General features: G+C 64.8%; 20 protein-coding genes. 12 read left to right on the top strand and 8 right to left on the bottom strand.

All coding sequences use genetic code 11. The features are described from left to right. Positions 1-502 (top strand): helix-turn-helix transcriptional regulator (locus tag PKKP23_RS26610; protein WP_138721042.1); only part of this gene is annotated, 502 nt, incomplete at its 5' end. Here the strand turns inward: PKKP23_RS26610 and PKKP23_RS26605 are convergent. Further along, the gene (locus PKKP23_RS26605; protein WP_017774918.1) at positions 486-803 is read right to left on the bottom strand and encodes a helix-turn-helix domain-containing protein; all 318 of its coding nucleotides are present in this window, start codon (positions 801-803) and stop codon (positions 486-488) included. The two genes, PKKP23_RS26610 and PKKP23_RS26605, sit on opposite strands and share 17 nt — an antisense overlap. Positions 804-965: 162 nt before the next feature. Between PKKP23_RS26605 and PKKP23_RS26600 the strand changes: the two genes are divergently transcribed. Continuing rightward, the gene (locus PKKP23_RS26600) at positions 966-1,556 is read left to right on the top strand and encodes an acyl-homoserine-lactone synthase (protein WP_026121461.1); all 591 of its coding nucleotides are present in this window, start codon (positions 966-968) and stop codon (positions 1,554-1,556) included. 63 nt (positions 1,557-1,619) lie between these two features. On the opposite strand, the gene PKKP23_RS26595 is transcribed toward PKKP23_RS26600, so the two are convergent. Then, positions 1,620-3,140, bottom strand: coding sequence for an MFS transporter (locus tag PKKP23_RS26595; protein WP_126879094.1), 1,521 nt, complete (start codon positions 3,138-3,140; stop codon positions 1,620-1,622). 227 nt (positions 3,141-3,367) lie between these two features. After that, a complete protein-coding gene (locus PKKP23_RS26590) occupies positions 3,368-4,060 on the bottom strand; it encodes a FadR/GntR family transcriptional regulator (RefSeq protein ID WP_033351039.1) in 693 nt (230 codons plus the stop codon). Positions 4,061-4,372: 312 nt separating this feature from the next. Here PKKP23_RS26590 and PKKP23_RS26585 point away from each other — a divergent pair, with 312 nt between their 5' ends. The 3 genes from PKKP23_RS26585 to PKKP23_RS26575 all read left to right on the top strand — a co-directional run bounded on the left by PKKP23_RS26585 (position 4,373) and on the right by PKKP23_RS26575 (position 7,180). Then, the gene (locus tag PKKP23_RS26585; RefSeq protein WP_017774914.1) at positions 4,373-4,837 is read left to right on the top strand and encodes a universal stress protein; all 465 of its coding nucleotides are present in this window, start codon (positions 4,373-4,375) and stop codon (positions 4,835-4,837) included. A 99-nt stretch (positions 4,838-4,936) separates the two neighbouring features. Further along, complete coding sequence (gene fnr / locus PKKP23_RS26580; RefSeq protein WP_017774913.1) at positions 4,937-5,695, top strand: fumarate/nitrate reduction transcriptional regulator Fnr; 759 nt, start codon at positions 4,937-4,939, stop codon at positions 5,693-5,695. A gap of 186 nt (positions 5,696-5,881) precedes the next feature. Then, positions 5,882-7,180 carry an SUMF1/EgtB/PvdO family nonheme iron enzyme gene (locus tag PKKP23_RS26575; protein WP_126879083.1) on the top strand — a complete coding sequence of 433 codons (1,299 nt, stop codon included), beginning with the start codon at positions 5,882-5,884 and terminating at the stop codon, positions 7,178-7,180. 74 nt (positions 7,181-7,254) lie between these two features. Here the strand turns inward: PKKP23_RS26575 and PKKP23_RS26570 are convergent, their stop codons facing one another. Next, positions 7,255-8,358 carry an AraC family transcriptional regulator gene (locus PKKP23_RS26570; protein ID WP_240659151.1) on the bottom strand — a complete coding sequence of 368 codons (1,104 nt, stop codon included), beginning with the start codon at positions 8,356-8,358 and terminating at the stop codon, positions 7,255-7,257. A gap of 280 nt (positions 8,359-8,638) precedes the next feature. Between PKKP23_RS26570 and PKKP23_RS26565 the strand changes: the two genes are divergently transcribed. The 4 genes from PKKP23_RS26565 to PKKP23_RS34215 all read left to right on the top strand — a co-directional run bounded on the left by PKKP23_RS26565 (position 8,639) and on the right by PKKP23_RS34215 (position 15,505). After that, entirely contained in the window at positions 8,639-10,201 is a 1,563-nt protein-coding gene (locus tag PKKP23_RS26565; protein ID WP_240659150.1) for a ShlB/FhaC/HecB family hemolysin secretion/activation protein, read from the top strand. 10 nt (positions 10,202-10,211) lie between these two features. Further along, on the top strand, positions 10,212-14,579 hold the full coding sequence (locus PKKP23_RS26560) for a beta strand repeat-containing protein (RefSeq protein ID WP_161978147.1): 4,368 nt from the start codon (positions 10,212-10,214) through the stop codon (positions 14,577-14,579). Then, on the top strand, positions 14,580-15,056 hold the full coding sequence (locus PKKP23_RS26555; RefSeq protein WP_126879081.1) for a hypothetical protein: 477 nt from the start codon (positions 14,580-14,582) through the stop codon (positions 15,054-15,056). Between the two features lie 299 nt (positions 15,057-15,355). Further along, positions 15,356-15,505, top strand: coding sequence for a hypothetical protein (locus PKKP23_RS34215; protein WP_168724602.1), 150 nt, complete (start codon positions 15,356-15,358; stop codon positions 15,503-15,505). A 261-nt stretch (positions 15,506-15,766) separates the two neighbouring features. Here PKKP23_RS34215 and PKKP23_RS26540 read toward each other — a convergent pair whose 3' ends face one another. Together PKKP23_RS26540 and PKKP23_RS26535 are read right to left on the bottom strand one after the other, a co-directional pair. Next, positions 15,767-16,915 (bottom strand): branched-chain amino acid ABC transporter substrate-binding protein, encoded by a 1,149-nt coding sequence (locus PKKP23_RS26540; RefSeq protein WP_126879079.1) that lies wholly within the window; start codon positions 16,913-16,915, stop codon positions 15,767-15,769. Positions 16,916-16,979: 64 nt separating this feature from the next. Beyond that, complete coding sequence (locus tag PKKP23_RS26535) at positions 16,980-18,212, bottom strand: NAD(P)/FAD-dependent oxidoreductase (RefSeq protein WP_126879091.1); 1,233 nt, start codon at positions 18,210-18,212, stop codon at positions 16,980-16,982. Positions 18,213-18,238: 26 nt separating this feature from the next. On the opposite strand from PKKP23_RS26535, the gene PKKP23_RS26530 reads away from it, so the two are divergent. From PKKP23_RS26530 to PKKP23_RS26520, 3 genes are all read left to right on the top strand, one after another. After that, positions 18,239-18,460, top strand: coding sequence for a hypothetical protein (locus PKKP23_RS26530; RefSeq protein ID WP_126879078.1), 222 nt, complete (start codon positions 18,239-18,241; stop codon positions 18,458-18,460). 171 nt (positions 18,461-18,631) lie between these two features. After that, positions 18,632-20,059: an aminotransferase-like domain-containing protein gene (locus PKKP23_RS26525; RefSeq protein WP_126879077.1), complete on the top strand. Its 1,428-nt coding sequence runs from the start codon at positions 18,632-18,634 to the stop codon at positions 20,057-20,059. Between the two features lie 101 nt (positions 20,060-20,160). Next, positions 20,161-21,153 carry a LysR substrate-binding domain-containing protein gene (locus tag PKKP23_RS26520; RefSeq protein WP_338120179.1) on the top strand — a complete coding sequence of 331 codons (993 nt, stop codon included), beginning with the start codon at positions 20,161-20,163 and terminating at the stop codon, positions 21,151-21,153. Positions 21,154-21,170: 17 nt separating this feature from the next. On the opposite strand, the gene PKKP23_RS26515 is transcribed toward PKKP23_RS26520, so the two are convergent. Next, positions 21,171-23,306, bottom strand: a complete 2,136-nt coding sequence (locus PKKP23_RS26515) for a phosphocholine-specific phospholipase C (protein ID WP_126879076.1) — start codon at positions 23,304-23,306, stop codon at positions 21,171-21,173. A gap of 37 nt (positions 23,307-23,343) precedes the next feature. Continuing rightward, positions 23,344-23,637 carry a hypothetical protein gene (locus PKKP23_RS26510; RefSeq protein ID WP_126879075.1) on the bottom strand — a complete coding sequence of 98 codons (294 nt, stop codon included), beginning with the start codon at positions 23,635-23,637 and terminating at the stop codon, positions 23,344-23,346. Positions 23,638-23,647: the final 10 nt, after the last annotated feature.

Raw genomic sequence — 23,647 nt, 5'->3', positions numbered from 1 at the left:
CATCCACACCTCGTCAGGATTTGCAGGATTCACGCATCAATATGCCCGCTTCTTGCAAATCCAACAACACCGTTTCGGCTTCACAGCCTTACTGCATACGCCTCGCACGATTATTCAGGTCCGACTACCCATTCACGGGCCGCGTCAGGAAGCCGGCATGCTGTGCTTCGTGAACGATTCGAATCCGAATGACAAGTTCTGGCAGCACATCGACACTGCACTGCCGAACCTCGTATTGATGCGCGACCTCGTGATCGACACGAGTCAACGCCATTTGAGTGCGCATGCGCAAACGCTCATTCCCAAGCTCACGCCGCGCGAGCGCGAATGTCTGAAGTGGACTGCGCTCGGCAAATCCACGTGGGAAATCTCGCACATCCTCAATTGCTCCGAGGCTGTGGTGAATTTCCACATGAAAAACATTCGCGCGAAATTCGGTGTCAATTCACGGCGGGCGGCCGCCGTGATCGCCACCCAGCTGGGCCTTATAGATCCGGGCTGATCGAGCCGTCCGAATCACGACGGAACAGCATGCGCTCCGCCCTGCCCAAGTCGCCGTCCGAGATCGTCTTGTTGAAATAAAGCCCCAGCAGAATCGATACCGGCGCGGGAATTTCCGCACCCGATTCAAAGCGGCTTCCACGCGATTGCGTCACGCCAAAGCGCGCCCAGAAACGCCGCTGGCTTTCCTTCTTTCTTTTGCGGTACGCAATGATTTGAACGCGGTCGATCGCCGAGGCGAGCTCGGCCGTCGTCCGTACCTGTCCCGTCGCGGGTTGCCAGTGATTTTCCAGAAGTTCCATGGTGGTCCCTGCCCGTTATGCCTGTTGATTAATTGCTGCCGGACCGATTCTCCGCACTTGCGCGCACGCGCGCACCTATCCAGGTAGGTAGGTAGTTTTTCTACCCAAAATGCATAACTTTCGACACGTATTTAGGCCATCAACACGTGTCGGGAGAACATCATGCAAGCAACAATCCGGATTGGTTTGCGGCAGGAATTCGATAACGAACATATCAACGAGATGTACCGGCTCAGGGCTCGCGTCTTCCGCGACCGCATGGGCTGGGATATCCCCACCATTGCGGGCATGGAGATCGACGGCTACGACGCGCTCGGGCCGCATTACATGCTGATTCAGGAGCCGGCGGGCGAGGTACGCGGATGTTGGCGTCTGATGCCCACCGAAGGGCCGAACATGCTGCGCGACACCTTCCCGCAGCTGCTGGCCGGCAAGGCCGCGCCGACGGGGCGGACCATCTGGGAGCTGAGCCGCTTTGCCATCGAGGCGGGCGGCGACCAGTCTTTCGGTTTCGCCGACGTGACCATGCATGCCATCCACGCCCTTGTGACCTTCGCGGACCGCATGGGCATTACGCGTTACGTCACGGTGACCACGACGCCTATCGAGCGTCTGCTGCGCCGCACCGGCATCGAGCTGGCGCGGCTTGGGCCGCCCATGCGCATCGGCACGGAAAACGCCATCGCACTCGACATCGCGGTGAGTCCGCAAACCCGCGTGGCACTGTTCGGACCGATGGCGGCGGCAGCATGACGGTGGTCTGACAATCGAGACGGGCGGCTGCCGCTGCAAACAGCCGCCCGTCGCGAAAACCGCTCAGCCGGCTCGCGGAGCGCGCCGAAAGGTGATGTGCGAAATGCGGCGCACGATCAACACGGCCGCAAGCGCCGCGCAGCCGGTCAACACCACGCCGATGTGAATGGACTGCACGAGGATGTGCCTTACGGCCTCCATGAGCGCGGGCCCGTCCAGCCCGGCCACACGCAGCTGGTTCAGCAGACTGTCGCGCAACCCTTCGTCGATGAGAATGCGCGGATCGGCCAACTCCGGCTGCCAGCGCGCCGCCACCGGCTTGCCGAGCACCTGAAGCGCGTCCTCCACGCCCGAGGCGTAATGCCGGTTCACGATGGTCGCCACGATGCTCGTGCCCAGCATGCCGCCCACCATGCGGGTGGATTGCAGCAGCGCCGTGGTGATGCCGAAACGCTCCTGCCCGGCGATCTCCTGGCCGAAGACGTTGAGATTATTGAGAATGAAGCCGAGGCCGATGCCCACGGCCGACATCGCCACTTCGAGCCACAGGTGCGGCGTGGACCGCGTCGCGAGCGCGAGACCCGCGGAGGCCGCAACAAGCAAGGCAAAGCCGATCGAGAGGATCAGCGTCGGCTTCGGCAGATGAATCACGACGCGCGTGTTGATGAGGCTGCCAATGGCGATACACGCGGCAATCGGCGTAGCGAGCAGACCGGCCTGCTGCGGCGACAGTCCGAAGCCGCCCTGCAACAGGAGCGGCGCGAAGAAGATCAGCGAGAACATCACGAAGCCCGACAGCGTGGAGAGCATGAAGAGCGTCACGATCTGCGCATCGCGAAAGAGATCGAGCGGGATGATGGGATGCGTCGCGCGCCGCTCGCAGGCGAGCAGTGCCGCCGCGCCGCCCGCCACCACGGCCGCGAGCATCAGGTTGCCCGTGGTGAAACCGTCCTTCGGCACCGCCTCGATGAACACCTGAAAGCAGCCCAGCACCAGCGCCACCAACACTGCGCCGCCCCAGTCGATGCGCACCTCGCCCGTGCGTTCGCGGCGGTAATACGGCAGATGCGCCCAGATGAAGTAGAACGCGAGCGCGCCCACCGGCAGGTTCACAAAGAACGTGGACCGCCAGCCGAAATGCTCGCTCAGCCATCCGCCGAGCGACGGCCCCGCCGCCGTGCCGATGCCGTACGCCGCCGCCATCACGACCTGCCAGCGCACGCGGGCGCGCGCATCCGGGAACAGGTCGGGAATGGACGCGAAAGCGGTGCCCACCATCATGCCGCCGCCCACGCCTTGCAGCCCGCGGGCGATGGCGAGGAACGGCATGCTCGTGGCAAGGCCGCACAACACCGAGGCCGTCGTGAACACGATCACCGCGGCAAGCACGAAGCGCTTGCGGCCGAAGTAGTCGCCCAGCCGCCCGAACACCGGCACCGTGACGACGGAGGCGAGCAGATAGGCGCTCGCGATCCACGCGTAGTACTCGAAGCCGTGCAGTTCGGCGACGATGGACGGCAGCGCGGTACTCACCACGGTCTGGTCGAGCGCGACCAGCATGTTGACGAGACCGATGCCCAGCATGGCGAGCAGCGCGTGGCGAAAAGGCAGGGAGGCAGGAGTGGAGGCAGACGAAGTCACTTCAGGGCGGCGCAAATAGAGCGCGGAAAAGACGCAAAAAAGACGCAAGGAAAAGAACAGGCCGGGGGCGTGAACCGGGAAATCGACCCAATGGACCGGTCCCCGGGCAAGCCCGCGGACCGAACCCTGCGGACAGGCTGGCGCACCGGAAAACCGGCCGCGCCATACGATCACGAACCGAACATCCGGTCTCGTGCGTTCTCCAGATGGCGACGCATAGCATCGGCCGCGCCCGCCGCGTCGTGACGGCGAATGGCTTCGAGCACCGCAAGATGCTCGGCCTGAACCATGCGCTGACGCTCGATCGTCTTCACCAGCGAAAGGTTGCGCGACAGATTCATGCTGAACACGATCTGTTCTTCGATGAAGGACATTACCGTAATAAAAAACTGGTTTCGAGAAGCGCGGGCCACGGCCAGATGGAACGTGAAGTCGTCTTTCGCGCCGATGCCCTGCGTTTCGACCACGCGTTCGAGGTCGTCCCATGCCTGCTGGATGGCCTCGATGTCTTCGGGCTCCGCCTGCTGGGCCGCAAGCGCTGCGGCGCCAGCCTCGGTGACGACACGGAATTCGTAGCAGCGGCGAATGTCCGAGAGCGTTTCGAGCGGCGCGAAGCGACGCACATCGGGATCGGGCCGGCGCGCGACCGTGGTTCCCGAACCATGCCGCGTGACCACGATGCCGTCCGCGCGCAGCCGCGCCAGCGCCTCGCGCACGGTGGGCCGCGACGTCTCGAAACGCTCCGCGAGGGCGTGCTCGGTGGGCAACCGGTCGCCCTCCTTGTACTCGCCTTCGAGAATGCGGTTGAGAATGTCCGTGTAGATCTGTTCCGGCAGACCGGTCGCCTTACGTTCGCTCGCCATGGTCGCTTGTGGGGGTCGCCTGTCGTGGTCGGGGGGGCGGGTCGAAGCAACAGCGGCGTACAGCCGCCAGCTTGTCAAAAATTGGTGTCGATTGTAAGGCAAACCCGGGCGCGCTCATGCGCAAAGATGCGCTCATGTCGATCGATTTGCTGCCCGAAGCCCGAACGCACGCACCCGAGAGCGACGCCGGCCGCACCGTTCAACTTGGCAAGCGGCGAATTGACATCCTGCTTTCAGGCGTCTTTCGATGCGGCTCGCCGCGCGATCGTTTAAGCTGCCCGGCGTCCTTTCCTGTCAATGTGGAGGTTCCTCATGTACAAACGCATTCTCGTCGCAGTCGATGGCAGCGAAACATCCCGCCGCGCCTTCGACGCCGCACTCGAACTGGCCCGCTCGACGGGCGCCGAATTGCAGCCGTTCTATGTGATCGAGAACACGCCGCTCTACTTCGAGGCCCCCGGCTACGACCCGTCGATCCTGCGCACGCAGATGATCGAGCAAGGCAAGACGCTCACCGCGGAGCTTGGCGCGGCCATGCGCGCGAAGGGCGTCGCGGGCGAACTGGCGACGGGCGAAGCGTCGTCGCTCGACGACGTGCCCACGCTGATCCTCGCGCGCGCGAAGGCGTTCAACGCCGACCTCGTGGTAATGGGCACGCACGGCCGCCGCGGATTCCGCCGCCTGATTCTCGGCAGCATCGCCGAACACTGCGTGCGTCAGGCAAACCTGCCCGTGCTCCTGATTCCATCCGCCGCGAGCGGCGTGCAGGAGGTGTGACCTCGCGCAAAGGGCCGCGCGGCGGGTGCGCGTCGATTTGTCGCTGATCAACATCGGCGTGCGATGGGAAAATTCTTCAAACGTTCCCAGGAGCAGGCCATGCTGACCCCGACCGCTATTCCGCAAACCACCGTGCGCCGTACCACGCACGTGGCGGCATCCACGCCGTCCCGCACAGCCGCCCGTTGCTCCACCTGCGCGATGCGTCAGCTCTGCATGCCGCAGGGCCTCGCCGCCGACGAAATGCCGAAGCTCGAATCGCTGATCTGCACGGCGCGCGCCGTGCGGCGCGGCGAAGCGGTTTATCGCATCGGCGACCCGTTCGAAAGTCTCTATGCTGTGCGGTCCGGTTCGCTGAAGACCGTCATGGCGCACCGCGGCGGCCGCGAGCAGGTCACCGGCCTGCGCCTCGCAGGCGAGGCGCTCGGCCTCGACGGCATCAGCGAAGACCGTCACGCGTGCAGCGCCATCGCGCTCGAAGACAGCTCCGTTTGCATCATTCCCTACGGCGCGCTCAAGACGATGTGCCGCGAAGTCAGCGCCATGCAGGAACGTCTGCACCGGCTCATGAGCGAGCAGCTGATTCGCGAATCCGCACAAATGATGGTGCTCGGCTCGCTTTCCGCAGACGAACGCGTGGCCGCGTTCCTGCTCGACATTTCGGAACGCAACGCGCAGCGCGGCTATTCGTCCGCGGAATTCAACCTGCGCATGACGCGCGAAGACATGGGCAGCTATCTCGGCATGACGCTCGAAACCGTGAGCCGCACCCTGTCGAGATTACAAAAGCGCGGCCTGATCGACACGCAAGGCAAGTTCATCCGCATCGTCGACATTGAAGGGTTGCGGCAAATCTAAGCCGCTCCGCACAGGCCGCTCACGTCTCGACGCGGCCGTCCGCCTTGGCTTTCGGGGCCTTTCCGTTCCACACCATCCAGTGCGCCGCGCACCTCGTCACGAGGCCGCGGCGCTGTCGCGTGACGTGGCACGTGTTCTGCGAAGACGGTACAGTTTCACGACCTTCCCTTCAGGAGAGCCGGCGCAATGAACCGCGACGCAGTTGAAATTCACCCGCTCGTCCAACGTCTTCTCGAAGCGCGCCGCGTGAGCGATGCGTTGTTCGCCGCCGTGAAGCGCGACTTTCTCTACGAACGGCCCATCGGCGAACGGCACCGCATCGTGTTCTACATCGGGCACCTGGAAGCGTTCGATCGCAATCTGTTCAGCGAACGCCTGTTCGATCTGCCTTCCTTCGATCCGAAGCTCGATGCGCTGTTCGCGTTCGGCATCGATCCGGTAGATGGCGGCTTGCCTACCGACGTGCCGAGTGACTGGCCGGCGCTCGATGTCGTACTCGCTTACGCGCAGCGCGCCCGCGAACAGATCGACGCCCGCCTGCACGCCTTCGATCTGGGCAGCGGCGCCATCCACACCAGTTCGCCCGCGCAACTGCTGAACGTGGCGATCGAGCACCGGCTGATGCACGTCGAAACGCTCGCGTACATGCTGCATCAGTTGCCGCTGGACCAGAAGCATGCGCCGTCGGATGCGGCGCACGCAGGCAGTAGCGACGGCTCTCACACCCTGTCGCCCTCAATGGTCCATGTGCCTGCGGGCACGGCAATTCTCGGCATGCCGCGCGAAGGCGGCCGGTTCGGCTGGGACAACGAATTCGGCGAAGCGCGTATCGATGTGCCCGCGTTCGAGATCGACCGCTACATGGTTACGAACGGCGAATATCGCGCGTTCGTGGAGGCCGGCGGCTACCGCGAGCGCGCCCTGTGGAACGACAAGGACTGGGCCTGGAAAGAAGCGCAGCAGATCGAACATCCCGTCTTCTGGTCGCAAGCCGGCGACGGTTGGACCCTACGCACCATGTTCGACGAAATCGACCTGCCGCCCGCATGGCCCGCGTATGTGAGTCACGCCGAAGCAAGTGCCTATGCACGATGGCGCGGCAAATCGCTGCCGACGGAAGCGCAATGGCAGCGCGCCGCGCACGGCATCGATCAGCCCACCAGCGGCAACTTCGATTTCCGCAGCTGGGACCCGCAACCCGTGGACGCCTTCCCCGAAAGCCGCAGCACGTTCGGCGCGGAAGGGTTGCACGGCAACGGCTGGGAATGGACCTCGACGCTGTTCGAACCGCTACCCGGCTTCGAGCCGTTCCCGTTCTACCTGGGCTATTCGGCAAACTTCTTCGACGGCCAGCACTACGTGCTCAAGGGCGGCTCCGCGCGAACCGCGCGCTGCATGCTGCGGCCCACGTTTCGCAACTGGTTTCAGCCGCGTTATCAGTACGTGTATGCGGGGTTCAGGTGCGTGAGCGCGTGTGACAAGTAAGCCATAAGCTGATTCTTCGGTAGCGGACGAAATAATCCGTTCCTTGAGGGCACTCCGGCTAATGCTTCGTTGGCCTACGCGTCGACTTTCTCGTCGAACAAGCAGTGGCGATCCGTCGCTCGCACATCTCGCGGCGTCATACCGTAGGCTCGACGAAACGCCCGGCTGAAATCCTGAGCGCTCTTGAAACACATCGCGTAAGCAATGTCCTTCACTGGAAGATTGGGGTATTGAACCAATTCGTCCACCGCACGCCGAAGACGCAGATGGCGAATGTAAGTTCCGACTCCGCCTTCGTGCTCGAATAGCCTGTACAGCGTCGAGTGCGCCAGTCCGAGTGCATTCTGTAAATGCTCAGGCGAAAGTTCCGGGTTTTCAAGGTTGGCACGCACGTAGCGGCGCGTCTGATCGAACATCGCACCCCGCGCCGCCGCGTGCCGATCGCCAGCAAGACCCGCGTCCTGCACGAACGCAGCGCCCAACAATCGCACTGCATCGACAAGGCGGTGGCGGGCCTCGATCGCAGGCATGAAAGGAAGCTCTTCAGCGAGAGCCGCGACATGCTCGACGACGAACCCAGCGTGGGGCTTGTGACACTCGAGCACGCGGCCGTGAAGCGCCGCCGGATCGGCCACGGTCTGCTGCAACAGCGCGCCCGGCACAAATAGCGTTACGACCCTGACGGCGCCTCGCAGCATTCGGATCGGCTGGTCCATGTCCAGCGCGAGAATGCCGCCCTGCCTGACTGTGCTACGCCGTGCACCCGAATGCACCCCGAGCGACTCGACACCGCCGGCGAGGAACACATGAAAAACGAAACTCCGAACGCTGTCACGTGAAATACGGGCGATCGCGCGTTCAAGCAGCAGTTCGTCTGAACGGCAATCCGTGAGGACGATGTCGCCTACATCGTAGCGTTCAATCGACCCACGAAACGGCCGCTCGATCCGCTCGCGCGACGGCACGGCATCGATGACATGGCCGACTCGCTCGCGCCAAGCCAGCAGTTGCCGCGAAATCGGCTCGTTTTCGACATCGAAATGACTATGGGCGATCCCGTTAGCGAGCGTCGGGGCGCTGCCGCGCCATAGCGGGTGATGAGACATGAAGTCGGAGCGGCGGCCCGGCGGTTCCTGAAGGCGACGCGCGATGCTAAACAGTTCAAATCCGATGCGCAAGGCTATTTCGCAGGTTTCACCCAAACGCGACGATTAAAACGTTTGCGTCCGGAAACCCTGCACGCCTGGGACAGGCGGTTAATTGCGCTCGGAAAGTTCCGCTACCCTGCGCCGACTCTTACAACTAGTTACAACTCGGACCGTCAGCGAAGGAACAAGCGTGCCTCCAATCTCCAGTACACATTTCCGCAGGACTCGTTTGCGAACTGCCTTGTCGTGGCCAGCATTCGCTCTGGCAGCCAGCGCGACTTATGCCGCCCCTTTACCTAACGCCGGCACCTTGCTCAACAACACGGCGCCAGTACCCGAAGCGGCACCCCGGTCGAGCGAGGCACTGCCCGAAGCCCCGGCGAGACCAGCTCTTACGCTTGATACGACCACCCAGATCGCCGTCACGCGCGTGCGCATCACCGGCATCACGGTGTACTCCGAGGACAAGCTCCTGGCACTCGTCAGCGACTCGATCGGCAAGCAACTGACGCTCGCGCAACTCGACGAGTTGGCCCAGCGCATTACGCGCTACTACCACGATCGCGGCCATCTGCTCGCGCGCGCCTACCTTCCGGCCCAGGACATCAAGGACGGTTCCGTGGAAATCGCCGTGCTCGAGGGCCGTGTCGGCAAAGTTACGATCGAGGACACGTCGCGGCTTTCCGAAGCGAGGGTCGCCAAACACCTGTCGGCAATCAAGCAAGGCGAAGCCCTGAACGGCCCCGATCTCGAACGAAGCCTGCTGCTGCTCAGCGATGTACCGGGCGTGCGGGTAAGCTCGACCCTCAGCCCCGGCGCCTCGGTCGGCATGACCGATCTCGACGTGCGCGTCGCTGGCGCGCCGCCTGTCAGCGGCAGCCTCGGCATCGACAACTACGGCGATCGCTATACCGGCCACCCGCGCCTGGACGGCAGTGTCGTGCTCGCCGACCCGTTGCATATGGGCGATTTCCTCGCCCTCGATACTGTCGTATCAACCGGCCTGCAGTACGGCCGCGCCGCCTATCAGTTACCGGTCAACTCGGCCGGCACCCAGTTGGGGGCGGCCTTCTCCGCGATGCACTACCGGCTAGGGAGCGACTTCGACTCGCTGCACGCGCACGGCACTGCCTATATCAGCAGCTTTTATGTGCTTCATCCCGTCGTACGGAGCCGCCTCACCAACCTCAACGTCCAGCTCGACTTCGACCACAAGGCGTTGACCGACGACATCGATGCGACCGTCACCTCGTCGCATAAGATCGTCAACGTCGTGAACCTGGGCGTCTCTGGCGATCGCCTCGATCAACTTGCGGGCGGCGGCTTCACCGCATGGAGCGCGACGTTTTCGGTCGGCAATCTGACGCCCGACGCGCAAACGCGCGCGCTCGACCTTGCCGGCCACGACACCGAAGGCAGCTACCACAAGCTCAACTTCGCGCTTTCCCGGCTGCAAAGCTTGCCCGGTCGTTTCTCGCTCTACGCCTCACTGCGCGCCCAGCATGCGATGGGCAATCTCGATAGCTCGGAAAAAATGGTGCTCGGCGGCGAAGGCGCCGTGCGCGCCTATTCGGGCGACGAGTCGCCGAGCGACGACGCCTGGCTCGGCACGCTCGAGTTGCGCTATGCGATCGGCTCGAGGTGGCTGGCCAGCGCCTTCTTCGACGCGGCCCAGGGCTATCTGAACCACCAGCCGATAACCGCTGATGGCGAGAACAGGCGCCGCCTCTCCGGCGCCGGCATCGGACTTTCGTACACCCTGCCGCGCAATCTGCTGATCCGGGCCGATGTCGCCTGGCGCACCGGCTCACGCCCGACCTCGGACGGAGACCGCAGCCCGCGCGCTTGGCTGCAAGCGATCAAATACTTCTAAGGAGAATTCCATGAACCATGCCTACCGTCTGGTCTGGAATCAGACCGTCAATGCCTGGGTCGCCGTACCCGAAACCGCCAAGGCCCATGGCAAGGGCAGCAAGCTCAAGGCTGCCGCCCTCGCCATCGTGTCGCTCGTGGCCCTCAACGCCTATGGACTGCCCGTCGGCGGGCAGGTCAGCGCGGGCTCCGGCACGATCAGTCAAGCCGGCAGCACGATGACGGTAAGCCAGGGCAGCCAGAGCCTCGCCATCAACTGGAATTCATTCAACGTCGCTGCGCCCGAGACGGTCAACTTCGTTCAACCGAACAAGTCGGCCATCGCGCTCAACCGTGTAGTCGGCTCGGACCCCTCCGCCATCTACGGCAAGCTCAACGCCAACGGCCAGGTCTTTCTCGTCAACCCGAACGGGATCTTGTTCGGCAAGGGTGCGCAGGTGAACGTCGGCGGGCTCGTCGCCTCGACGCAGAACATCACCGATGCCGACTTCCTGAACCGCAACTTCCGCTTCACGGGCACGGCCGGCAGCGTCGTCAACCAGGGGGCGATCAACGGCGATTACGTCGCGCTGCTCGGGGGACAAGTCAGCAACCAGGGCACAATCGCCGCCAGGCTGGGCACGGTGGCGCTCGCCGCCGGCAGCGACATCACGCTCGACTTCGCGGGCGATGGCCTGATCGGCATCAAGGTGAACCAGGGTACGCTCGACGCACTCGCCGAGAATCGGCAATTGATCAAAGCCGACGGCGGCACGGTCGTCCTCACGGCCAAGGCCGCGAACAGCCTGATTTCAGCCGTCGTGAACAATAGCGGCGTGATCGAGGCCGCCCACGTCGATAACGAGGGCGGCACGATCAGGCTGCTTGGCGATTCGACTAACGGCACCGCGCAGAACAGCGGCACGCTGACCGGCGGGCAGGTCGACGTGAGCGCGCGCAGCGTGCTGCAGTCGGGCACGATCAGCGCCGACGCGGCGAACCTTGCCGCGACGTACGCGCTGGTCCAGACAGCCGGTGGCCGTGTCAGCGGCAAGAGCGTGCGGGTTGACGGCGGCGAGCATACGTTCATCTCGGGCGCGCTCACAGGCACGACCGATCTGACCGTGGCCGGCCAGACGGTCACGCTAGCCGGGGCGCAGCTCGCGACGGGTAACAACGGCAGCCTGCGCGTGGGCGGCGGTGCGCACGGGCAGGATGCGGACATCGCGAACGCGCAGAGCGTCGCAGTGAACGGCGCGACAACGCTGACGGGCGGCGACGGTGCGCACGTCACGGTCTGGTCGGATGGCACCACGAACTACTTCGGGCAGACGCGCGCGGGCAACGACAGCTTCGTCGAAGTATCGTCCAAACGCACGCTCAATCTGGCCGGTACCGTCAGCGTGGGCGCCGGCGGCCAGATCCTGTATGACCCGGCCAACATCGTGATCGACGCGAGCCCTACTTCGTCGATGTTCTACCTGGATCTTGCCGATCCGGCCGCGGCTGCGGGCAACCAACACGGCAGCGGCGGGGTGACCGAACTGTCGAACGGGAACATCGTCGTCAGTTCGCCGCAGGACAACTTCGGGGCTTCTACCGCGGGCGCCGTCTATCTCTACGACGGCCGCACCGGCGCGCTGATTTCGACGCTCGCCGGCAGTCATGCCGGTGACCAGGTGGGCAACAACGGCGTGAAAGCGCTGACCGGCGGCAACTACGTGGTCGACAGCTCCTCATGGAACGGCAGGATGGGCGCCGTGACCTGGGGCAGCGGCACGAGCGGCGTCACCGGCACCGTCTCCAGCGCCAATTCGCTCGTCGGCAGCGTCGCTAACGATTCTGTCGGCGCCTACGGCATCACGGCGCTCGCCAACGGCAACTATGTAGTGGACAGCGGCGGATGGAGCGCCGGCACGGGCGCCGTAACCTGGGGCAGCGGCACGAGCGGCGTCGTGGGTATCGTCTCCAGCGCCAACTCGCTCGTCGGCAGCCGCGCTGGCGATTATGTCGGCACCAGCGGCGTCACGGCGCTCACCAACGGTAACTATGTAGTGGACAGCACCGGATGGAGCGCCGGCACGGGCGCCGTGACCTGGGGCAGCGGCACGAGCGGCGTCACCGGCACCATCTCCAGCGCCAATTCGCTCGTCGGCAGCGCCACCGGCGATAGCGTCGGCGTCTACGGCATCACGGCGCTCGCCAACGGCAACTATGTGGTGGATAGTCCCTATTGGAACCGCGGCATGGGCGCCGTCACCTGGGGCAGCGGCACCAGCGGCATCACGGGCACCGTGTCCGGCGCAAATTCCCTCGTAGGCAGTTCCACCGGCGATAGCGTCGGCTCCGACCGGATCGACTTGCTCACCAACGGCAACTATGTGGTGGGCAGCTCCAACTGGAGCCGCAGCAAGGGAGCCGTTACCTGGGGCAGCGGCACGGACGGCGTCGTGGGTGTCGTCTCCAGCGCGAACTCGCTCGTCGGCAGTACTTCTGGCGATTATGTCGGCAACGGCGGCATTACGGCGCTCACTAACGGCAACTACGTCGTGGACAGCAGCGGATGGAGCACCAACACGGGAGCCGTCACCTGGGGCAGCGGCACGGGCGGCGTCGCGGGTATCGTCTCCAGCGCGAACTCGCTCGTCGGCAGTGCCGCTGGCGATTATGTCGGCACCAACGGCGGCGTCACGGCGCTCACCAACGGCAACTACGTGGTCAGCAGCGGCAGCTGGAACGGCGGCAGGGGCGCCGCCACATGGGGTAGCGGCACGAGCGGCGTCGTGGGTGTCGTCTCCAGCGCCAACTCGCTCGTCGGCAGCAACGCTCGCGATAATGTCGGTAACGGCGGCGCCACGGCGCTCGCCAACGGTAACTATGTGGTCAGCAGCGGCAACTGGAACGGCAGCACGGGCGCCGCCACCTGGGGTAGCGGCACGAGCGGCGTCGTGGGTGTCGTCTCCAGCGCCAACTCGCTTGTCGGCAGCAACGCTGGCGATTTTGTCGGCAACAGCGGCGTCACGGCGCTCGCCAATGGCAACTATGTGGTGGACAGCGCCAACTGGGCCGGCGGCGTCGGCGCCGCCACCTGGGGTAGCGGCACGGGCGGCGTCGTGGGTGTCGTCTCCAGCGCCAACTCGCTCGTCGGCAGCAACGTCGACGATTCCGTCGGCCACGACGGCATCACGCCGCTCGCCAACGGCAACTATGTGGTCAGCAGCTCCGCTTGGAACGGCGGCATGGGCGCCGTCACCTGGGGCAGCGGCACGAGCGGCGTCGTGGGTGTCGTCTCCAGCGCCAACTCGCTCGTCGGCAGTACCGCTGGCGATTATGTCGGCAACAACGGCATCACAACCCTCGCCAACGGCAACTATGTGGTGAACAGCAGCTCATGGAACGCCGGCAGGGGAGCCGTCACCTGGGGCAGCCGCACGAGCGGCGTCACCGGCACCCTCTCCAGCGCGAATTCCCTCGTCGGCAGTTCCGCCGGTGATTACGTCGGCCGCCCCACCGGGGATGGGTCCTACGGCGTGAACCCGCTCGCCAATGGCAACTACGTCGTTCTTTCGCAAGGCCAGAACGGTATGGTCTGGCTGGTGGCCGATCCGTCCAATCTCGGCAACCTGGCAAGCGGCAGCATGGCCGATGTAACCGTCAGCCCTGCTCAACTGGCCGTGGCCGCCGGTGCGGGCTCCAGCATCACGTTGCAGGCGACGAACGACATCACCGTGAATAGCGCCGTTTCGGTGGCCGGCCGACTGAGCCTGGTGGCTGGCAATGTGCTGACGCTCAACGCGGGACTCACCTCGAGCTCAAGCGGCGACGCCCTCTCGCTCGCCGGCACGAGCTTCGTCAACAATGCGGGCACCAACGCGCTATCCACGCCGAACGGCCGTTGGCTGGTTTATTCGGCCAGCCCCTCGAGCAACGCCGTTGGCGGGTTGATCTCCGGCGGCGCCGACGTGTACGGGGCGACCATGGCCAGCAACGCGCCATCGACGATCGCGGCCGGCAACCACTTCGTCTACGCGAGCGCTGCACCGGTCACGATCCCGCCGACAGTCATACCGACGAGCCCGTCCCGTCCTTCGGGTACATCAGGTGCCACAGATACGCCCGGCACGCCCGCTTCGTCAAATGCCCCGGCCGGCGAAAGCGCCGCCGGGTATAGGGGCGTGCTTGCCTGGGCACAGGCAATCGTGTCGAGCACGTCACCGATGTATGGAGCAACGTCGGACATGCAGTCATCCGCTGCGGCGAACGGCGCCCGAGGCGATCAGTTTGCAGGCACGGATGGCCCATTCAATACGGCCAGCAATCTCGTGCCCGCCACTGTGCCGGGTCTCGAGGTGATCGACACCGGCATTCGTTTGCCAGATGGGTTGCGTAACGGCAATTGAGTGAGGTTGGGTAGCGCTGCGCTACCCAACTTCACCACGCTCTACCCGGACGAAACCGGCAGACCCAGCGTCATGGAATACCGCGTGGTCTTTACGGCGCGCGAGCCGTGGCTCGCGATTCTGCAACTGCGGCACACGGACACGGAATACGCCAGTCCCGTTGCCTCGGCCGCAGTTCGTGACGTCGTCCTCAACCGGGTGCTCGACAACGATCTCCGTTCGTTGCCGCTCAGCGCGTTGCGCCTCGTCGCCAGCGACGCAACGGGCGATTTCGAGTACCGCCTGTCGCCGAACATCCACGACTATATCGCGCGGGGCAACCGTTACACGACTTCGCCTGAACCGGCGCGCGGAGGCAAAACAGTCGATGTCATCAGGATCGATCCCCGCACACTGGTGGCCGGCAGTGCACGTGTCGACACGCTGCACGCCACTGCCGACCCGTTCTCGCCGAAGGTTCTAGCCGCTCTCGCATGACGGTCGGGCCGCCGGTCGCAATTCCTCGCCGGCGGCCCGAAAGCAGTGCGTTTTGAGCAGGATTTGTTCATTCCAGCGCGGGCATTGCGGGCAAGAATGTCCGGGTCATCCCAGTCTCACCAGTCCCATGACTACCTTCTCGCCAACCAACGAACAGCAGATAGCGCTCGCCGCAGCGGAAGCCGGCGAGATGCTCAAGATCAAGGCCTACGCAGGCGCAGGCAAGACGTCCACACTGGAGCTGATCGCGGGTCGGTTTGCGCACCGAAGGGGCAGCTATCGAGCAGGTGAATTCGGCAGTGGAGCAGCTCGACGAGGTCACACAGCAGAACGCTGCGCTGGTTGAGCAGGCATCAGCCGCTGCCCACTCGATGAACGAACAGGCAAGCCTTCTCTGGCACGCGGTTGATGTGTTCAAGGTTTCGGATGAATGTCCCGTCGCACCGTAGATGTTCCCGGAGCTGTCCGGGACTTCGTACATGAACCACGCTATATGATTCACACATCGCCCGGCGGGGACAGCGACGCGCCGAAGCGGGTGTTGGCTTTGTCAGTGCCGGCGACCGGCTGTCTGCACGCAACCAGGGCCCGGCTCGCGCGCCTGCCTCGGCAGGCGGCCGCAGTCAGGCGCGAAACGCGCCCGAACGCGTCGACGTAATGCCCGGCCGAGCGTCTGGCGCGCGATGGTGGCGTTTTCGTGCGAGAACCCGTCAGGCGCCATTGCCTCCCACGGTCCGCAGGCTCTTCCACTGCCCCTGTTGCACCTGGAACAGCGTGTAAGGCGGTTTGATCAGGTCGCCATACGGATCGAATTCGATCTTGCCCGTCACGCCCGTCACCGTCACCTTCGGCAGCGCGGCGACGATCTTCGCGCGATCAATCGAGTTGGCCTGCTGGATCGCCTTGATCATCGCCAGCGCGGCGTCGTAGGCGAACGGCGCATACAGCTCGACATCCTGATTGAAACGTACCTTGTAGCGCTTCGCAAAATCCTGCGCGGACGGCAGCTTGTCGAGTGCCGGGCCCGGCTCCAGGTCCTGGGTGCCCTCGCCCGAGCTGCCCGCGATCTGCAGGAAAGCGTTGCTCTTCAACGCGCCCGCGCCGAACAGTTGCGTCGGCATGCCGAGCGAGCGCATCTGCTTGACCAGCATTGCGCCCTGCTCGTCCAGACCGCCGAAGAAAATCATATCGATGTTCTTCTGCTTCAGCGTCGTCAGGATCGCGCGGAAATCCACGGCCTTGTCGTTGGTGAACTCGCGGTCCACAACGTTGCCGTTCGCCTCCTTCACGCCTTTCGCGAAGGCGTCGGCAAGCCCCTGACCGAACGCGGTACGGTCGTCGATGATGCCGATGCGCTTCGCCTTCAACTGCTCCACTGCGAACCGTCCGGCGATTACGCCGCCCACGCCGTCGTTGCCCATCGTGCGGAACACATTCGCGAAACCCTGTTGCGTGAGCGCAGGGTTGGTGGAGCCCGGCGTGATCATCGCAACGTTGGCGGTGTGATAGATCGCAGAAGCCGGAATGCTGCACCCGGAGTTGTAGTGGCCGATCACGCCCACCACGCCGTCGTCCACGAGCTTCTGCCCGGCCTGGATCGCCATACGCGGGTCGCCCTGATCGTCCTGCACGTCGAGCACGAACTTGACGGGCTTGCCGGCCACCGTTGGGTGCTTCGCGTTTTCCTCGTCCAGCGCGAGCTGCGCTCCGTACTGCAGGTCCTTGCCGACCCGCGCCACCGGTCCGGTAAGCGGTCCTGCGAAACCGATCTTGACGATCTCGGGATTCGCGCCGTACGACGGCGCGTTGACGCACAGCGCGGCAAGCGCGAGTGCTGATACCAGGTTGCGGCGGTTCATGGTGTTTCCTCTTTGTGATGGCTGTTGCGGTGGTTGAAAGCGAGGCCCGCGAAAGCTGCCTGGTTCAAAAACGGCGTGGGCTGTAGGGCTGCAGATCGATCGGGCTCGCGCGACCGGCCACCAGATCGGCCACCACGCTGCCAGTCACTCCGCCCAGCGTAACGCCGACGTGCTGATGCCCGAACGCGTACACGACATGCCTCGACGCGCTCGACGGTCCGATCACCGGCAGACCGTCCGGCAAAGTGGGCCGGAAGCCCAGCCAATCCGCGTCCGGTCGTGTGAGGCTGGGCAGCGCCTCGCGCGCCGACGTTCTGAGCAGATTCAGCAGCGCCGCGTTGCGTTCCGGCCCGTAGCCGCCCAGTTCGACGGTGCCCGCGGCGCGGATGCCACCCGTCATCGGCGTCATGTAAAAGCCTCGTTCGGCCCAGCCACACGGGCGGGAAATCAGGTTCGACGTGCCGGGAAAGCGCACGTGGTAACCGCGTTCGGTATCGAGCGGCACCGTGTCGCCGCATTGCCGCGCGAATCGCTTCGACAAGGCGCCGGCGCAGATAACAGTGCGGGCCGCATCGAACACGCGGCCCGTGGTGTCAACAAGCCGCACGCCATGCGGCCGCGGTTCCACCCGTTCGATCGCAACGCGCTCGTGTACGAGGCCCTGGCGCGTCATCGCCGCGTGCAATGCCTGCAGGAATGCACGCGGATCGCTCAGATACCAGCTTCCGGAAAAGAGCGTGCCGTGCAGGAAGATCGGTGCGAGATTCGGCTCAAGCTGCTGGATACGCTCGCGGCCGAGCGTCTGGAACTGCACACCAAGCGAGCGGCGTAGCGCGAGCGATCGCTGCGCCGCCTGGAACGACGCTTCGTTCGAGTACAGGTACAGGCATTCGCCTTCGCGCACGAAGCTAGCGAGCGCATCGGTCGCGAGCATCTCGCGATAGCCTTCGAAAGCGCGCGACAGCAGGCTGGCGAGCGCCGTCGCACTCCGCTCATAGCGACGCGGTGTCGAGCTCAGCAGAAAACGCGCAAGCCACGGGGTAAGCCTCGGCAGATACCCCCAACGAATCCGCAGCGGACTCTGCGGCGAAAACAGGAAACGTGGCAGGTTGCGGAAGACATCCGGATTGTTCACCGGGATGCACGCGTAGTTCGCGAACGTGCCGGCGTTACCGTACGATGCGCCCTCGCCCGGGCCTTGCGGATCGAACAGCGTGACGCGGTGCCCGTCCCGAAGCAGCCAGTGTGCGCAGGACAAGCCGACAAAGCCTGCACCGATCACAGCAACGTCGGCCATCATTTCACCCCGTACGTAGCGGATTCATGGAAGCGTCGGCAGCTGTTGCCGTCTGGCGCGCGCGACTGCGTGACGAAGGCCCGAACGCGGCGGGCGTCGACCTGCGCGCGAACGAGAGGGTGCTGATCCATCACGAGCGTCTTCTCCTGTACTACAGTGCGTGTTGCGTCGTTGACGTGGCCGGACAAAACCTTGAGTCCATACTCACACAACAAAATTTTGTGTGCAAATTTAATTCGTTTGTGTGAGAGCCAACGTTTCCAGGACAATCCGGATCATGGCACCGGGATATCAGGCAGAATTGTGCACGCCATGGCCGCACGTGCCGCGCAGCCGCCGCACTCGCTACCCGATCGCGCCCCCTGCCACGACTACCTGCCGAACGGGCCGACGGAGTTTTGTATGGAGCCACTACTTGCATGAAAGCTGACGAGAACCACACAAATCAAGACGGTAAGATCCAGACAAAAGGACGGCAGGCGACTTATCTGGAGGTGTCGCGCAACCTCGAGGAACAGGTGCGCAATGGGCGCTATCCGCCCGGCAGCCGGCTGCCGCCACAGCGCGATCTGGCGCTGGAACTGGGCATCAACGTGTCGACGGTATCGAGGGCGTACAAGGAGCTGCAGGCGCGCGGACTGATCGTGGCAAGCAAGCGGCGCGGCTCGATCGTGACCGGCGGTGCGATGCCCGCCGTCAAGACGACGCAGCAGCGCGGCACGAGTGCGGCGGGCGGCGAAACGAACGCGGTGATCGATCTCACCGTCAACCGCCCCGCGACCGGCGAATTTCTCGCGCAGCTTGCACGCACGATGGGAACCATCGCGCGCGACCCGCGCTTCGCGCAAACCCAGGAGTATCAGCCGCCCCAGGGACCGGACTGGGCGCGTGCCGCCGGCGCCCAATGGATAGCGGCGCCCGGCTTCGCGCCGCTCGCGGACAATCTCGTCGTAACGAGCGGCGCGCAGCACGGGCTCTATGCGGTGTTGAGCAGTCTGATGGGACACGAAGGTGTGATCCTGTCCGACAAGCTCACCTACTACGGGCTGAAAGCGCTGGCGCCTGTCTTCCAGTTCGAGCTGGTCGGCATTCCAAGCGACGACGACGGCCTGCTGCCCGGACATCTGGAAGACGCGTGCAAGCGGATGCGCGTGAAGGCGATCTTCACGGTGCCGAACCTGCAGAATCCAGGCGTGGTCACGATGAGCCTCGAGCGGCGCATCGCGCTCGTCGACATCGCGCGCCGTCATCACGTCGCGATCATCGAGGACGACGTTTATGGCCCGCTGTTGCGCAAGCGGCTGCCCACCATCGCGAGCCTGTGCCCGGAGTTGACCTTCCATGTGGCTTCGACGTCGAAGATTCTCGCGCCGGGCCTGCGCGTAGGCTATCTGCTGACGCCGCCGCATGGCGCAGCGCTCGCGGCCGAAGCGGTCCGCACGACGGCGTGGATGCCCGCTCCGCTCTCCACGCTAGTCACCACGCGGTGGATCGAAGACGGCACCGCCCAGACCATACTCGAGGCGCAGCGCGCCGAACTGCAGGCGCGCCAGGAACTTGCGCGGGAGCTGTTGCCGAGGGACTTGCTGAAGAGCGACCCCGCGTGCATGTTCATATGGCTGCGCGTACCGGAGCCATGGCGCTCGGACGATTTCGCGGCGAATGCATTGGCGCGTGGGGTCAACACGATGCCCGCGTCGGCGTTCGCGGTGGATCGCCAGACCATCGAGCACGGCGTGCGCGTGAACCTTGCGTGTGCAACGTCGCGCGAAGAACTCGCGCGTGCGTTGGACGTGCTGTCGCGTACGCTGCGCGACCGGCCGCGCGCGCTGTACGGCACGATCTAGGGATGCGCCAGAAGGATGTCTGGCGGCACCGTTCCTGTCCGTCCCGGCGCTGAGCGGCGCGAGCGCTAAGCCGATCGGGATGCGTGCTGCTGGCTACCGCGATGTCGGACGTGATCCACAGGCTGACTGATCCGCCACGGACATACCCTTACATTCAGCTGGCATCCATTTGTCATGTGTCCCCGGTAATATCCACGCATTTTTCCCTTGGCCCTACCATGCTCGCGCTGCTTGCTGCCGCTTTCTACGAAACCGCTCGTCAAGGCAGCGTGACCGCCGCTGCGAAGCGCCTCGACGTGAGCCAGCCCACCATCACCTCGCGCATCCAGCAACTCGAGCGTCATTATGGCGTCGAGCTCTTCTATCGCCGCGGCAATCGTCTCGACTTGAGCGACATGGGCGCCGCGTTGATGCCGATGATCGGCCAGATGCTGCAGATCAAGAACGACATCGACTTCGCGCTGCGCAACGAACAGGAGTTGCGCACCGGCACCTTGCGCGTCGGCACGACGGGCCCGTTTTATATCCTGCCTTCGATAGCCGCGTTCCGACGTCAGTACCCGGGCGTCAGGATCAATATCGAAATTGGCAACTCGCAACAGGTGCTCGACGCACTCGCCGATTTTCGCGTCGACATTGCCGTGTCGTCGCAACTGAATGACGATCCGCGCTTCGTGCGGCGCACGATAGCGAACGACCCGCTCGTCGCTGTCGTGCACGCCTCTCATCCGTTTGCTTTGCGCGACGCGATCTCGCTCGCGGAACTGGCCGGACACGCCCTGTTGCTGCGCGAATCGGGTTCCCGCACACGCGCACTCATGGAGCACGTCCTGAAGCAGGCGGGCGTCGACCTGCCTCCGAACGCGATCGAACTGGGCAGCCGCGAAGCGGTGCGCGAGGCAGTCCGGTGCGATATGGGCTGCACGCTGATGCCGCGCGGCGAAGTGGGCGCGCATCCGGATCTGCGCGCGGTGGCCATCGTCGACGACATGCCGTCCATGCACGAGTACCTGTATTACCTCGACGCGCGTGCCGGCACGCGGCTCATCTCGGCATTCATCGCCAATGTCGCGGGCTGCGGCGAACCGGCGTGAGTTTTACCCAGTCTTCCTCAGGCCGAGCCCATCGCCGGGTCCGTGATGCTGTCCTTCCCAGTCTCCACGCGGCCGGCATAGCGCCGCGCCAGGCCGTTTTCGGCCGTCAGCGTGAAGTCATACCAGCCGCTCGACGCGGCGAGCGTCCAGTACGGCTCAACCTGCATGCCGGCGGGCACGGCGTAGGTCCACGGTCCATCCGTGCGATACGCGTTCGACGCAACGGTCACCTGACTCGTCGCATTGCCGACGTTCATGATGGTCAGGTACACGGCGTCGTTCGCCGGGTCGTAGCAGACGCGGATCTCCGCCGCCGGTCCGCTCGCGGCCTTCGCCACATTGCCCCGAAATTCGCGCAGAAAGCCGTTCGGTGCGAGCACCCAGAGGTCGTAGTTGCCCGCGTCGTCGGCAACCGCCTTCCAGGCGTCCGAAATCTGCTTGCCTGCTTCGACCGTGTAACGGCGGGGCGCGCGGTCCAGATGCAACCTGTCGTACACGTGGAATACCGCGCCTGCCGTGCCCGTATTGCTGAACGTCAGCCACAGCAGGCCGCCCGCGACGTCGGCATTCGCGCTGGTGTGCAACTCATACGGCAGCGCGCGCGACGGGCGTGTGCCCTGCGGCTGCGTCGGCATCTGCTGCGCACTGGCCACCGGCACAGGCACTGCGCCCAACAGGCTCTGCTGCGTGTTCTGCGCATCGGCCGTAGCCTTGCTCGGCGCCGGCAGCGACGTCGCCGGGCTCGCATTCGGATTCCTGAAGTTGAAGGCCGAGGTCAGATCGCCGCACACCGCACGGCGCCACGCGCTGATATTCGGTTCCTGCACGCCGAAGCGCTGCTCGAGAAAGCGCAGCACCGACGTATGGTCGAACACTTCGGAGTTGACCCAGCCGCCCGTGCTCCACGGCGAGACGACGAACATCGGCACGCGCGGGCCCGGGCCGTACGGGCGACCGTCGGGCGCAAGCGGCGACTCGTCGCCGGGCGGGTTCGGCACGGTGAAATACTCGTACTGCGTGGCCACGGTCGATTTGCCCGCGTACGTCCCGTCCGCGTTGCGCGACGGCGGGTTCGGCGGCGGCATGTGATCGAAGAAGCAGTCGTTCTCGTCGTAGTTCACGAACAGCACGGTCTTGCTCCAGATGTCCGGGTTCGCGGTGAGCGTGTCCAGCAGACGCTGCAGGTAGTACGCGCCTTGCCCCGGCGTCGATACACCCGGATGCTCGCTGTACGCCGCCGGCGACACGATCCAGCTCACCTGCGGCATCTGGCCGGCCGCGATGTCGTCTGCGAGTGCCTGCAGGAAGCCGCCGTCGGGCATCGTGTTGCCGATGCCCTTGTACAGCGGCGACAGCGCTTCCATCGCGGACGAATACGGCGCATTCGGCGAACCCGGCACGGTCTCGTTGACCTTGCGGAAGGTCGCAAAACCGGCAAGCGGATTGTCGGTGTAGTTGTCCGGCATGTTCTGGTAGACCTTCCAGCTCACGCCCGCCGCCTGCAGGCGTTCCGGATACGTGGTCCACGACAGCCCCGTGGCGGACGCGCCGAGACTGTCCCAGCCGTTGTTGTTCACCACCGCCGTATTGGACCCCGTCGGGCCGTTCGTACCGGTCCATTGGAAGATGCGATTGGAGTTCGTGCCGCCGTGCAACGAGCAGTGATACGCGTCGCAGATCGTGAATGCATTCGCCAGCGCGAAGTGGAACGGCAGGTCGGACGGCAGCAGATACCCCATCGACATCTCGCCCTTCGAGGCGGGCCACGCAGTCATCCGGCCGTTGTCCCAGGCCGCATGCGCGTCGGTCCACGAGTGCGCGCCGCCGACCAGCAGCGCGTTGCCCTTCGTGCTGTCGAGATAGAACGGCAGCAAGGTGCGCGCGCCGTCGCCCTGTTGCCAGACGGACGCGCCGCCCGGCTGCGGAATCGTCAGGCGATCGCCGAAGCCGCGCACCCCGGGCATGGTGCCGAAATAATGGTCGAACGAGCGGTTTTCCTGCATGAAGATGACGACGTGCTGGACGTCGTTGATCGTGCCGGTCGGGTTGTGGGCCGGAATCGCGAGCGCGCGCCGGATCGCGGGCGGGAACATGGCGAAGGCCGTGCCGGCAGCGGCGGCACGGAGAAACGAACGGCGGTCGATGAGCGTCATGATCGGGAAAAGAGGTCGTCTCGCAAAGGCGTGCGCGTCACGGCGCGCAGCGCAACTGGGAATTCAGTGAAGGCGACTGCAGCGCGGTCGTGCCGGATGCAGGGCATGGGCCGGCACCAGGCAGCGCGACGATTGGTACCGGTGCGCTCGCCGCGCCGGCACCCGCCAGCGCGGCGTTCGCGTTTGCGTTTGCGGCGCTCGGGGTAGCGTTGTCCGAGGCGTTGCCGCCGCATCCGGTAACAAGCGCACTCAGCCCACCCAGCACGCAGACGGCGAGCACGGTACGGATGCGGCAGGTGCCGCCGCGGCGACGCAGAGGGATCGCGTTCATGTGGGCACTC

The sequence above is a fragment of the Paraburkholderia kururiensis JCM 10599 = LMG 19447 genome (assembly GCF_003986935.1).
In the GTDB taxonomy this organism is placed as follows: Bacteria; Pseudomonadota; Gammaproteobacteria; order Burkholderiales; family Burkholderiaceae; genus Paraburkholderia; species Paraburkholderia kururiensis.
Note: the sequence above shows the minus strand (reverse complement) of the source record. Positions and strands in the feature narration are given on the sequence as shown.

Coding starts and splice junctions, on each gene's coding strand:
- PKKP23_RS26605 (WP_017774918.1), bottom strand. CDS start 803: ATGGAACTTCTGGAAAATCACTGGCAACCCGCGACGGGACAGGTACGG.
- PKKP23_RS26600 (WP_026121461.1), top strand. CDS start 966: ATGCAAGCAACAATCCGGATTGGTTTGCGGCAGGAATTCGATAACGAA.
- PKKP23_RS26595 (WP_126879094.1), bottom strand. CDS start 3,140: ATGCTGGGCATCGGTCTCGTCAACATGCTGGTCGCGCTCGACCAGACC.
- PKKP23_RS26590 (WP_033351039.1), bottom strand. CDS start 4,060: ATGGCGAGCGAACGTAAGGCGACCGGTCTGCCGGAACAGATCTACACG.
- PKKP23_RS26585 (WP_017774914.1), top strand. CDS start 4,373: ATGTACAAACGCATTCTCGTCGCAGTCGATGGCAGCGAAACATCCCGC.
- fnr (WP_017774913.1), top strand. CDS start 4,937: ATGCTGACCCCGACCGCTATTCCGCAAACCACCGTGCGCCGTACCACG.
- PKKP23_RS26575 (WP_126879083.1), top strand. CDS start 5,882: ATGAACCGCGACGCAGTTGAAATTCACCCGCTCGTCCAACGTCTTCTC.
- PKKP23_RS26560 (WP_161978147.1), top strand. CDS start 10,212: ATGAACCATGCCTACCGTCTGGTCTGGAATCAGACCGTCAATGCCTGG.
- PKKP23_RS26540 (WP_126879079.1), bottom strand. CDS start 16,915: ATGAACCGCCGCAACCTGGTATCAGCACTCGCGCTTGCCGCGCTGTGC.
- PKKP23_RS26535 (WP_126879091.1), bottom strand. CDS start 18,212: ATGGCCGACGTTGCTGTGATCGGTGCAGGCTTTGTCGGCTTGTCCTGC.
- PKKP23_RS26530 (WP_126879078.1), top strand. CDS start 18,239: ATGGAAGCGTCGGCAGCTGTTGCCGTCTGGCGCGCGCGACTGCGTGAC.
- PKKP23_RS26525 (WP_126879077.1), top strand. CDS start 18,632: ATGAAAGCTGACGAGAACCACACAAATCAAGACGGTAAGATCCAGACA.
- PKKP23_RS26520 (WP_338120179.1), top strand. CDS start 20,161: ATGTCGGACGTGATCCACAGGCTGACTGATCCGCCACGGACATACCCT.
- PKKP23_RS26515 (WP_126879076.1), bottom strand. CDS start 23,306: ATGACGCTCATCGACCGCCGTTCGTTTCTCCGTGCCGCCGCTGCCGGC.
- PKKP23_RS26510 (WP_126879075.1), bottom strand. CDS start 23,637: ATGAACGCGATCCCTCTGCGTCGCCGCGGCGGCACCTGCCGCATCCGT.